This window comes from Pseudomonas sp. WT-JTC, assembly GCF_056711565.1.
Genome location: NZ_CM160042.1, coordinates 6472504 through 6484486 on the forward strand (window position 1 = coordinate 6472504; position 11983 = coordinate 6484486).

At 60.6% G+C, this 11983-nt stretch carries 9 protein-coding genes; 3 read left to right on the forward strand and 6 right to left on the reverse strand.

Annotation, left to right across the window (positions count from 1 at the left end):
- Window positions 1-7: 7 nt before the first annotated feature.
- Window positions 8-928, reverse strand: a complete 921-nt coding sequence (locus tag AC06G5_RS29500) for a LysR substrate-binding domain-containing protein (RefSeq protein ID WP_413427672.1) — start codon at window positions 926-928, stop codon at window positions 8-10.
- Window positions 929-1086: 158 nt separating this feature from the next.
- On the opposite strand from AC06G5_RS29500, the gene AC06G5_RS29505 reads away from it, so the two are divergent.
- On the forward strand, window positions 1087-2484 hold the full coding sequence (locus tag AC06G5_RS29505) for a NorM family multidrug efflux MATE transporter (RefSeq protein WP_413427673.1): 1398 nt from the start codon (window positions 1087-1089) through the stop codon (window positions 2482-2484).
- Window positions 2485-2606: 122 nt separating this feature from the next.
- Here AC06G5_RS29505 and AC06G5_RS29510 read toward each other — a convergent pair whose 3' ends face one another.
- Entirely contained in the window at window positions 2607-4280 is a 1674-nt protein-coding gene (locus tag AC06G5_RS29510; protein ID WP_413427674.1) for a putative bifunctional diguanylate cyclase/phosphodiesterase, read from the reverse strand.
- 264 nt (window positions 4281-4544) lie between these two features.
- On the opposite strand from AC06G5_RS29510, the gene rep reads away from it, so the two are divergent.
- Complete coding sequence (gene rep / locus AC06G5_RS29515) at window positions 4545-6554, forward strand: DNA helicase Rep (RefSeq protein ID WP_413427675.1); 2010 nt, start codon at window positions 4545-4547, stop codon at window positions 6552-6554.
- A 70-nt stretch (window positions 6555-6624) separates the two neighbouring features.
- Window positions 6625-7197, forward strand: coding sequence for a xanthine phosphoribosyltransferase (locus tag AC06G5_RS29520; protein WP_413427676.1), 573 nt, complete (start codon window positions 6625-6627; stop codon window positions 7195-7197).
- A 130-nt stretch (window positions 7198-7327) separates the two neighbouring features.
- Here the strand turns inward: AC06G5_RS29520 and AC06G5_RS29525 are convergent, their stop codons facing one another.
- The 4 genes from AC06G5_RS29525 to alr all read right to left on the reverse strand — a co-directional run bounded on the left by AC06G5_RS29525 (window position 7328) and on the right by alr (window position 11854).
- Window positions 7328-9250, reverse strand: a complete 1923-nt coding sequence (locus tag AC06G5_RS29525) for an acetyl-CoA hydrolase/transferase C-terminal domain-containing protein (RefSeq protein ID WP_413703815.1) — start codon at window positions 9248-9250, stop codon at window positions 7328-7330.
- Window positions 9251-9498: 248 nt separating this feature from the next.
- Complete coding sequence (locus tag AC06G5_RS29530) at window positions 9499-9921, reverse strand: c-type cytochrome (protein WP_046038983.1); 423 nt, start codon at window positions 9919-9921, stop codon at window positions 9499-9501.
- 182 nt (window positions 9922-10103) lie between these two features.
- On the reverse strand, window positions 10104-10652 hold the full coding sequence (locus AC06G5_RS29535) for a cupin domain-containing protein (RefSeq protein ID WP_007975150.1): 549 nt from the start codon (window positions 10650-10652) through the stop codon (window positions 10104-10106).
- A gap of 128 nt (window positions 10653-10780) precedes the next feature.
- A complete protein-coding gene (gene alr / locus AC06G5_RS29540; RefSeq protein ID WP_413423357.1) occupies window positions 10781-11854 on the reverse strand; it encodes an alanine racemase in 1074 nt (357 codons plus the stop codon).
- Window positions 11855-11983 lie beyond the last annotated feature (129 nt).

Genomic DNA, 11983 nt, shown 5'->3' on the forward strand with positions numbered 1-11983 from the left:
CGATGATTCAGCTCAAGTGCTCGACCGCCGGTAACTCCATGGCCCGAACCTCGCCCAAGAGAAAAACGCTGAGGCGGCGCAAACGCTCACCTCCGGGGCGGGTTTTCGGCCAGACCAGGTAATAATTCTCACCGCTGGCGACCGCCGTCGGCCACGGCAAACTCAGACGTCCCTGCGCAACATCCTCAGCCACCATCAACAAATCGCCCATGGACACGCCATAGCCTCGGGCGGCGGCGATCATTCCCAGCTCCAGCGTGTCGAACACCTGGCCGCCCTTGAGTGAGACTTGATCGGTCAGGCCCATGCGCTCCAGCCAACTGCGCCAGTCGCGACGGTCGGGCGTTGGGTGTAGCAGTTCGGTGCTGGCCAGGCGTGCGACGTCCCAAGGCTGATCGTTCAGAAGATTCGGCGCGCCCACCGGAATCAGTTCCTCTGGAAATAACAAAGTAGCCTCCCAGTCCGGCGGGAAATGCCCGTTGCTGAGGATCACGGCGCAATCGAACGGTTCCTGATTGAAGTCCACCGAGTCGATGTCCATCCAGGCGCTGGTCAGCTGCACTTCATTGCCCGGTTGAAGGTGCCGAAAACGGCTGAGCCGCGCCAGCAACCAGCGCATGGTCAAGGTCGACGGGGCTTTCATGCGCAGGATGTCGTCTTCGGCGCGCAAGGTATTGCAGGCGCGCTCCAGGGCGGTGAAACCGTCACGAATGCCCGGCAGGATCAACCGCGCCGACTCAGTGAGTTGCAAGTTGCGCCCGCTGCGGTGAAACAACCGACAGGCAAAATGCTCTTCGAGCGTGCGAATGTGCCGGCTGACCGCACTTTGGGTAATCGACAGTTCTTCGGCGGCGCGGGTGAACGAGCTGTGCCGCGCCGCCGCTTCAAATGCGCGCAAGGCATATAAGGGAGGAAGACGACGAGACATGAGGAAAGCTCCTATAGCGTAATCCGGCTACCGTACCAGAAACTCCCAAGCATGAGTCTGACTCATGCTACCCATCCTTTTTATCCCTTTGTGCAAACCTCGCAGAGCGCCGAGAATCAACCCTTTCCTGTTTCCTTTGATAATCGAGCGTGATGACCATGCAGCATCCAGCACGTACTGAACTCCGGGCCATCCTGCGGCTGGCGGGGCCGCTGATTGCCTCGCAGTTGGCACACATGCTGATGGTCCTCACCGACACCCTGATGATGGCGCGTCTGAGTCCCGAGGCGCTGGCCGGTGGCGGGCTCGGCGCGGCGACCTATTCGTTCGTGTCGATTTTCTGCATCGGCGTGATCGCGGCAGTCGGCACACTGGTGGCGATCCGTCAGGGTGCCGGCGATATTGTCGGGGCCACCCGGCTGACGCAGGCAGGGTTGTGGCTGGCATGGCTGATGGCGTTGGTCGCCGGGCTGCTGCTGTGGAACCTCAAACCGGTGCTGCTGCTGTTCGGCCAGACCGAAAGCAACGTGCAGATGGCCGGGCAGTTCTTGATCTTCCTGCCGTTCGCCCTGCCCGGCTACCTGAGCTTCATGGCCCTGCGCGGGTTCACCAGCGCCATCGGCCGTGCGACGCCAGTGATGGTCATCAGCCTGGGCGGAACCGTGGCCAACTTCCTGCTCAACTATGCACTGATTACCGGGATGTTCGGCCTGCCGAAACCGGGACTGATGGGCATCGGGCTGGTCACGGCGATTGTCGCCAACCTCATGGCGCTTGCGCTGGCGTGGCACATTCGCCGGCATCCGGCATATAAGGCGTATCCGTTGCGCCAGGGTCTGTCACGGCTGAACCGGCAGTACCTGAAGGAACTGTGGCGTCTGGGCCTGCCGATTGGTGGCACCTACGCGGTGGAGGTCGGGCTGTTTGCCTTCGCCGCGCTGTGCATGGGCACCATGGGCAGCACGCAGCTGGGTGCACACCAGATTGCCCTGCAAATCGTTTCGGTGGCGTTCATGGTCCCGGCGGGTATTTCTTATGCCATCACCATGCGCATCGGCCAGCACTACGGCGCCGGACAACTGCTGGATGCGCGGCTGGCCGGGCGGGTTGGCATTGCCTTCGGGGCGGCGGCGATGCTGTGTTTCGCCATGGTCTTCTGGCTGTTGCCAAACCAGTTGGTCGGCCTGTTCCTCGACCACAACGACCCGGCGTTTGCCGATGTCATCAACCTCGCCGTGAGCCTGCTGGCGGTGGCGGCCTGGTTCGAGTTGTTCGACGGCGTGCAAACCATTGCCATGGGCTGCATTCGCGGGCTCAAGGATGCCAAGACCACGTTCCTCGTCGGCCTGGGATGCTATTGGTTGATTGGCGCTCCGGCCGCGTGGTGGATGGCGTTCCACTTGCATTGGGGGCCAACGGGCGTCTGGTGGGGCCTGGCGCTGGGCCTGGCGTGTGCGGCGGTGAGCCTGACACTGGGGTTTGAGTGGAAGATGAAGCGGATGATCAAGCGCGAGCCGGGGTCAGAGCAGCGCTTCGAAGTCGCTCAGCCTGACTGAGCCCCCTGTAGGAGCGAGCTCGCTCGCGATGGTCGTCAACGATAACGCTGGTTGGCAGGTGCCCCGCGGCGTTCTCAGGTTTATCGCGAATAAGCTCGCTCCTACAGGGTTGCGTGGCAACCTCAGCTCACGATGTCCAGCACCGGCTGCTGACTGGAGCCAAACGTCAAATAGTCCACCAGCTCGGCCAGCGGCAAAGGCTTGCTGATCAGATACCCCTGCACCTGATCACAGGCAAACCCGCGCAACAGCTCCAGTTGCTCCAGCGACTCCACACCTTCGGCGACCACTTCAAGGTTGAGGTTGTGCGCCAGATTGATCATCGCGTGGACCAGTTTGCGGTTTTCCTCCCGCTGCTCCATGCCACCGACAAAGCTCTTGTCGATCTTCAGCAAGGTGATCGGCAGGCTGTTGAGGTGCACGAAGGATGAAAACCCGGTACCGAAGTCGTCGAGGGAGAAGCGCACACCGAGACGCCCGAGGGCGTCCATGGTCTGCTTGACCAGATCGCTGCGGCGCATCACGGCGGTTTCGGTCAGTTCGAACTCCAGCCACTGCGCCTCGACGCCGCGCTCGGCAATCAGGCGACTCAGGGTCGACAGCAACTGACTGTCCTGGAACTGCCGGAACGACAGGTTGATCGCCATGTGCAACGGCGGCAAACCCAGCTCAAGCAGCGCCTGCATGTCGCGCAAGGCCCGGGAAATCACCCAGTACCCCAGCGGCACGATCAGACCGCTTTGCTCAGCCAGTGGCACGAACTCGCTCGGCGGCAACAAGCCGCGTTCGGCATGACGCCAGCGCACCAGGGCTTCGAGGCCGACGATTTGCCCGTCCTCAAGGTTCAGCCGTGGCTGGTAATGCAATTCCAGCTCATCGCGGCGCAGCGCCCGGCGCAGCTCGGTTTCGAGGTCGGCGATGCTGCGGGCATTGCGGTTGATGCGTTCGTTGAAAATGTGAAAGGTGCAGCCCTGGGTGCTTTTGGCCTGCTGCATGGCGATATGTGCATGCCACATCAGCGGGTCCGCACCGGCCTGGGCACGAGCGTGGGCGATACCCAGACTGGAACCGATCAACAGGCTTTCACCGTCGATCCAATAAGGTTCGGCCAGCGCTTCGCTGATGCGCTCGGCCATCCACTCGGCACGCTGGGGAGCGCGACGGGTGTCGATCAGCAGGGCGAATTCATCGCTGCCCAGGCGTGCCAGTTGATCGCCAGCCTCGAGCTGGCTCTTGAGCCGCGACACCACTTGCAGGATCAGGCGGTCACCGGCCTGATGGCCGAGGGCGTCGTTGGCGTAACGGAAGTTGTCGAGGTCGAGATGACCGAGGGCCAGGCCACGACCGTCACTTTCGGCCAGCCGCGCTGTCAGCAGCGTCTGGAAGCCCTGGCGATTGGCGATGCCAGTCAGCGGATCTTGCTCGGCCAGGCGTTGCAGGGTGTTTTCCAGCACGCCACGTTCGCGCACATGGCGCAGGCAGCGGCGCAACATGCCGGGATCGAGCAGATCGCGCACCAGCCAGTCGCTCACACCGTCGGGCGGAATCAGCGGCTCATGGTCGAGCAGCAACACCGTCGGCAGGCTGCAACGGCCCGGCGCCGGTTGAAGTTGCGGGATGGTCAATAACACCGCGCTGCGGTTGTCATCGAACAGGCTGCTGACCGACTCCCAACTCGGCGCGCTGATGAGCACGGCCGAGCTCCCCATAGGAACCAGACACTCGCGCAACAACGCTGCCCACGCTGGCTCTTCGGCCAGTAGCAGCAAACGCAAGGGTTCGACAGGCGTAGACAAGCTAGCTCCCTAGACTCTGCAAAGATGTAGGCGACGGGCATTATGCCGTTCCGATAACCAATGACAACGACATGAGTTATCCAAACGAGCCCTTTGTATCTGGAATTACGAACATTAGCCGCAAATTCGTTGCGCATCCTGCGTGAAAGTAACAAAACCGGCAATTACAGATAGCGTGGTACGTCACAAGTCGGACAGAGCAGCACAATTCGCTGAGCCTGTTAAAATGCCGGCCCATTTTGTGACTGACTCCTGAATTTACCTATGTCCCGACTCAATCCCCGGCAGCAAGAAGCCGTGAGCTACGTCGGCGGCCCTCTTTTGGTGCTCGCCGGCGCTGGCTCCGGCAAGACCAGCGTGATCACGCGCAAAATCGCGCACCTGATCCAGAACTGCGGTATCCGCGCCCAGTACATCGTCGCCATGACCTTTACCAACAAGGCCGCCCGCGAGATGAAGGAACGGGTCGGCACCCTGTTGCGCGCCGGTGAAGGTCGCGGGCTGACGGTCTGCACGTTCCACAACCTGGGCCTGAACATCATCCGCAAGGAGCACGTGCGGCTGGGCTACAAACCGGGCTTCTCGATTTTCGACGAGACCGACGTCAAGGCCCTGATGACCGACATCATGCAGAAGGAATACTCGGGCGACGACGGCGTCGACGAGATCAAGAACATGATCGGCGCCTGGAAAAACGACCTGATCCTGCCGGCCCTGGCCCTGGAAAACGCGCGCAACCCCAAGGAACAGACCGCCGCCATCGTCTACACCCACTATCAACGCACGCTCAAGGCGTTCAACGCAGTGGACTTCGACGACCTGATCCTGCTGCCGGTGAAGCTGTTCGAAGAGCACACCGACATCCTGGAAAAGTGGCAGAACAAGGTGCGTTACCTGCTGGTCGACGAATACCAGGACACCAACGCCAGCCAGTACCTGCTGGTGAAAATGCTCATCGGCAAACGCAACCAGTTCACCGTGGTAGGCGACGACGACCAGTCGATCTACGCCTGGCGCGGTGCCCGCCCGGAAAACCTGATGTTGCTCAAGGACGACTATCCGTCCCTGAAAGTGGTGATGCTGGAGCAGAACTACCGCTCCACCAGCCGCATCCTGCGTTGCGCCAACGTGCTGATCTCGAACAACCCCCACGAATTCGAAAAGCAGCTGTGGAGTGAAATGGGCCACGGCGACGAGATCCGCGTGATCCGCTGCCGTAACGAAGATGCCGAAGCCGAGCGCGTGGCCATGGAAATCCTCAGCCTGCACTTGCGCACCGACCGGCCTTACAGCGATTTCGCGATCCTCTATCGCGGCAACTACCAGGCCAAGCTGATCGAGCTGAAGTTGCAGCATCACCAGGTGCCGTATCGCCTGTCCGGCGGCAACAGCTTTTTCGGACGTCAGGAAGTCAAAGACCTGATGGCCTACTTCCGCCTGATCGTGAACCCGGACGACGATAACGCCTTCCTGCGGGTGATCAACGTGCCGCGCCGCGAGATCGGTTCGACCACGCTGGAGAAGCTGGGCAACTACGCCACCGAGCGCAAGATCTCGATGTACGCCGCCACCGACGAGATCGGCCTGGGCGAGCATCTGGACTCACGCTTCACCGATCGCCTGTCGCGCTTCAAGCGCTTCATGGACAGGGTGCGCGAGCAGTGCGCCGGCGAAGACCCGATCTCGGCCCTGCGCAGCATGGTCATGGACATCGACTACGAGAACTGGCTGCGCACCAACAGTTCCAGTGACAAAGCCGCCGACTACCGCATGGGTAACGTCTGGTTCCTGATCGAAGCGCTGAAGAACACCCTGGAAAAAGACGAAGACGGCGAAATGACCGTCGAGGACGCCATCGGCAAACTCGTCCTGCGCGACATGCTGGAACGTCAGCAGGAAGAGGAAGACGGCGCCGAAGGCGTGCAGATGATGACCTTGCATGCATCCAAGGGCCTGGAATTCCCCTACGTGTTCATCATGGGCATGGAAGAGGAAATCCTCCCGCACCGTTCCAGCATCGAAGCCGACACCATCGAGGAGGAACGTCGCCTGGCCTACGTGGGCATTACCCGCGCGCGCCAGACCCTGGCCTTCACCTTCGCCGCCAAGCGCAAGCAGTACGGCGAGATCATCGATTGCGCACCGAGCCGCTTCCTCGATGAGTTGCCGCCGGACGATCTGGCCTGGGAAGGCAACGACGACACACCGACCGAAGTCAAAGCCGTGCGCGGCAACAACGCATTGGCGGATATACGCGCGATGTTAAAGCGCTAGAATTGACCACTTTTTAATCGAACACTTTTAGACAAGCTAGGCGCATACCGTGCCAGTAGAGGAAAGCTTCATGGAAGCACTGCACCAGAAAATTCGCGAACAAGGCATCGTGCTTTCCGATCAGGTCCTGAAGGTCGACGCCTTTCTGAACCACCAGATCGACCCGGCCCTGATGAAGCTGATCGGCGACGAATTCGCCACGCTGTTCAAGGATTCGGGCATCACCAAGATCGTCACCATCGAAGCCTCGGGCATCGCCCCGGCGATCATGACCGGCTTGAACCTCGGCGTGCCGGTGATTTTCGCCCGCAAGCATCAGTCCCTGACCCTGACCGAAAACCTGCTGTCGGCGACCGTGTACTCGTTCACCAAGCAGACCGAAAGCACCGTGGCCATCTCCCCGCGCCACCTGACCAGCAGCGACCGCGTGCTGATCATCGATGACTTCCTGGCCAACGGTAAGGCGTCCCAGGCACTGATTTCGATCATCAAACAGGCCGGCGCCACCGTGGCGGGCCTGGGCATCGTGATCGAGAAGTCGTTCCAGGGCGGTCGTGCGGAGCTGGATGCGCAGGGTTATCGCGTTGAGTCGCTGGCTCGCGTGAAGTCGCTGGCCGGTGGTGTCGTGACCTTTATCGACTGATCCGCCACACCGCATAAACCAGTGTGGGAGCGGGCTTGCTCGCGAAAGCGGTGTGTCAGTCGACATCAACTTTGACTGACACACCGCTTTCGCGAGCAAGCCCGCTCCCACATTTGTTTTGTATTGGCTGTTATTGCGCGGTGGCTTTCAGGCCAGTGAGCAGTAACCGCTGAAACAGGTCTTCTTTCAGGCCTTGCGGATCGGTCAGCTGCATCCGCTCCATATGCTCTGGAAACTCCGAAGCCTGCGGCGCATCCAGCGCTGCCTTGCCCAATTCCAGCACCTCACTCAGCTTGAACTTGCTCTTGAGCCAGTTCAGTGCCCGCAATAGATCGCGTTCGACCCCGGTGAAGTCGCAACCCAGCGGATACTCCGGAAACAGCTGCGGATGCCGCGCCTGAATCTCCTGCAAACGCCACGGACTATTATCGGCAAAGCGCGGATCGAGACGGAAGTCCTTGGGCAATTTGCCGATTTTCTGCGCCTGCTCGATCAATCCCGGCTGAAAACGCGAGTCGCTGATGTTGAGCAGCGCTTCGATCACTGCCGCATCGGTTTTGCCGCGAAGATCGGCGATGCCGTATTCGGTGACCACGATGTCGCGCAAGTGTCGCGGGATCGTGCAGTGCCCGTACTCCCAGACGATGTTCGAACTGACGTCGCCGCCAGACTCACGCCAGCTGCGCAGCAGCAACACCGAGCGCGCGCCTTGCAGTGCATGGCCCTGAACCACGAAGTTGTATTGCCCGCCTACGCCGCTGAGCACACGTCCATCTTCGAGCTGGTCCGCCACCGCGGCACCGAGCAAGGTCACGGTGAACGCGGTGTTGATGAACCGCGCATCCAGGCGCTGCAAACGCTTGAGTTCTTCCTGGCCGTAGAGCTCGTTGATGTAGCTGATGCGGGTCATGTTGAATTCGAGCCGCTTGCTTTGCGGCAATTCGCGCAAGCGTTCGTAGTAGGTGCGCGGGCCGAGAAAGAAGCCGCCATGTACAGAGATGCCATCGGTTTGCGCAGCCTCATCCAGGGTGCCGGCATTCGCCAGCAGTTGGGTCGCCACGTCCGGGTAAACCTTGCGTCGCACAATCCCGGCATCCGCCAATACCAACAAGCCGTTGACGAACATTTCACTGCAGCCATACAGGCCTTTGGCGAACGGTTCGATGCCACCTTCGCGCTCGATCAGTGGTGCCCACTGGCTGAGATTCACCTCTGCCAGCAACGCCCTGTAACCGTCGTTCTCGGCTTGTCGCGCCAACAGTGCCGCCGTCAGCGCATCGCCCATGGAACCGATGCCGATCTGCAAGGTGCCGCCATCGCGCACCAGGGTGCTGGCGTGCAAGCCGATGAAATGGTCCTGAAACCCCACCGGCATGTTCGGCGTGGAGAACAGTGTGGTGTTGTCCTTCTGGTCGATCAGCAGGTCGAAGCTGTCGATATCGATTTCCGCATCGCCGGGCATGTAAGGCAGGTCGTTGTGCACCTGGCCGACCATCAGGATAGTTTCTCCGGCGGCGCGGCGTTTGGCGATCATCGGCAACAGGTCGAGGGTGATGTCCGGGTTGCAGCTCAGGCTCAAGCGATCAGGATGTTCGGCATGGCTGGCCACCAGCTGCGCCACCAGGTTCAACCCGGCAGCGTTGATGTCACGGGCCGCATGGCTGTAGTTGCTGCTGACGTAGTCCTGTTGCGCCGTGGCACTGTTGAGCAGACTGCCGGGCTGCATGAAGAATTGCTGGATGTGAATGTTGCCCGGCAGACCATCGCGACGCAGGTCGGCAAGAAACTCCAGCTCCGGATAATTGCCGAAAACCCGTTCGATAAAGGGTTCGAGGAAGCGCTTTTGCAAGCCATCGCCCAAGGGCGGGCGCCCCAGGCACAACGCGGTGTAAATCGTCAGCCGTCGCTCGGGCAACTCTGCGATGCGCCGGTACAGCGCGTTGACGAAGTGATTGGGTTTGCCCAACCCCAGAGGCAAACCCATGTGGATATGCACCGGCAACCGTGCCAAGACGTCATCGACTGCCTGTTCGATAGAGCACAGCTGAACCATCGGATCCTCCCTCACTTTCCATGACTTGGGCCTGGACCGAGCTTGCCGGGTCTTCGCTGCAAGTCAATACCAATCGGCCGCCGCTGGCCCCCTGTAGGAGCGAGCTCGCTCGCGAAGAACCCGAGAGCACCGCGGGGTGCCAGCTTTCCAGCGTTATCGTTGGCGACCATCGCGAGCGAGCTCGCTCCTACAGGAATCGCGGGCACAAAAAAGCCGCTCGAAAGCGGCTTTTTTTGAGAGTGGCAGGCTTATTTCAAGCCGGACATCTTCTGGATGGCGCCTTTGAGCTCGGCATCGGAGCAGTCGGCGCAGGTACCTTTAGGCGGCATCGAGTTGATACCGGTAATGGCTTTGGCCAGGATGCCGTCGAGGCCGCCCTGGTGATCGGCACGGTCTTTCCAGGCGGCGGCGTCACCGATTTTCGGTGCACCCAACAAGCCTGAACCGTGACAAGCGTTGCAATGTTTTGCAATCACTTCATCCGGGGTTTTCGCACCACCACCGCCGCCAGCGGCAGTCGCCACTTCCATGCCCTTGCACTCTTTACCCTGAACACAGACCTGACCGACCGGTTCAAGGCGTTTGGCGATATCGTCGTTGGTCGCAGCTTGAGCGCTGACACTGACAGCCCATAGGGCCAGTACGGTTGCTGGTGCAGCCAGCATTTTCATAATTAGGTTCACGCGTTCACCCTCAATGGTGGCTAGTCACGCCTACGGCCACGGTTCGCAGGCGGGCGCAAGTATAGCGGTAAGCCCGTCGCACTGAAACAACCCCAAAGTCGCAAGGGTCTTAGGCTGCGGCGGAAAAACGGCCCGGGCGCCTCTGCGATGCTGGCAGGACGCCTCTTTTCTTAGAAATTCGCTGGCGTGGCTGCGCTGATTAGTCGCGCAGGCGCATCGAACGGATTTCGGAAACGGTGTGGCTTGGTACTTTCAAAGTAGTAGCTATCGCCGGCTTCGAGCACAAAAGTTTCGAGACCGACCACCAGTTCCAGTTTTCCTTCGACCAGGATGCCGGTTTCCTCACCCTCATGGGTAAGCATCTCGTCACCGGTGTCGGCGCCTGGCGGGTAGATTTCATTGAGGAATGCGATAGCCCGGCTCGGATGCGCCCGACCGACCAGTTTCATGGTCACGGCGCCATCGGAAATGTCGATCAGCTCATTGGCCTTGTAGACGATCTGAGTCGGTTTTTCCTGCAGGATTTCTTCGGAAAAGAACTCGACCATGGACATGGGAATCCCGCCCAGCACTTTACGCAGCGAACTGATCGAAGGGCTCACGCTGTTCTTTTCGATCATCGAAATCGTGCTATTGGTGACCCCCGCCCGTTTGGCGAGCTCACGCTGGGAAAGGCCTTTGAGCCTACGGATGGATTGCAGTCGTTCACCGACGTCCAAAGCTTGCGCCTCCAGGATTCAGGAATGTTGGAATAGTGAACGTTATCATGGCGACAGCGTTCAGTATTTACAACACCTTGACCTGAATCCTGCTCAGCGAGGCGACTTCCGGTCTGGAGCCTTGCGCACTAAGCCCCGGAATAGAGCAGTGGCACTCGGCGCAGGTTGCAGAAAATCTGGTAGGGAATCGTACCGGCAGCCATGGCTACATCACTGGCGAGGATGTTTTTGCCCCACAACTCGACGGTCGAACCGAGTCCGGCCTGCGGCACATCGGTCAGGTCGATGCAGAGCATGTCCATCGACACCCGGCCAATCAACTGGCTGCGCTGCCCGGCAACCAGCACGGGGGTACCGGTCGGTGCCAAACGCGGGTAACCATCGGCGTAACCCATGGCCACCACACCAATACGCATCGGCTTGGGAGTGATGAACCTGGCGCCGTAACCGACCGGCTCGCCAGCCGGCAGTTCGCGGACACTGATCACTTTCGACTCAAGGGTCATCACCGGTTGCAGGCGTGCGGCCACTTCGTTGGCCTCTTCGAATGGCGTGGCGCCATAGAGCATGATGCCCGGGCGTACCCAATCGCTCGGAATCTGCGGCCAACCGAGCACCGCCGGCGAGTTACGCAGGCTGACCTCGGCGGACAAGCCCTTGCGCGCCGCTTCGAATACCGCCACCTGTTCGGCGCTGGCCTGTTCGTGCAGTTCGTCGGCACGCGCAAAGTGGCTCATCAGCACCACTTTCGCGACCTTGCCGCTGGCCAGCAGCCGTTGATAGGCCCCTTGATAATCCGCCGGGTGCAGCCCCACGCGGTGCATGCCCGAATCGAGCTTCAGCCACACGGTGATCGGCTTGCTCAACGCCGCTTTCTCGATGGCTTCGAGCTGCCACAGCGAATGCACCACGCACCAGAAATCATGCTCGACGATCAGCGCCAGCTCGTCGGCTTCGAAAAAGCCTTCCAGCAGCAGGATCGGCGCACGAATACCCGCTGCCCGCAGCTCCAACGCCTCTTCGATACAGGCCACGGCAAAACCGTCCGCCTCGGCTTCCAGCGCCTGGGCGCAACGTACCGCGCCATGGCCATAGGCATCGGCCTTGATCACCGCGAGGGCTTTGGCCCCCGTGAGTTCACGGGCGATCTGGTAGTTGTGACGCAGGGCTTGAAGGTCGATCAGGGCACGGGCAGGACGCATGGCGGCAGACTTCTGGTCGGGTTATCGGGAAGAAAAAACCGGCACTGGCTGACAGCATTAACCACCAACAGCACCGGGAGAGGGATCTTTTCTGACAGGCTTAGGGCAAAGCGGTTACAACCAACAGTT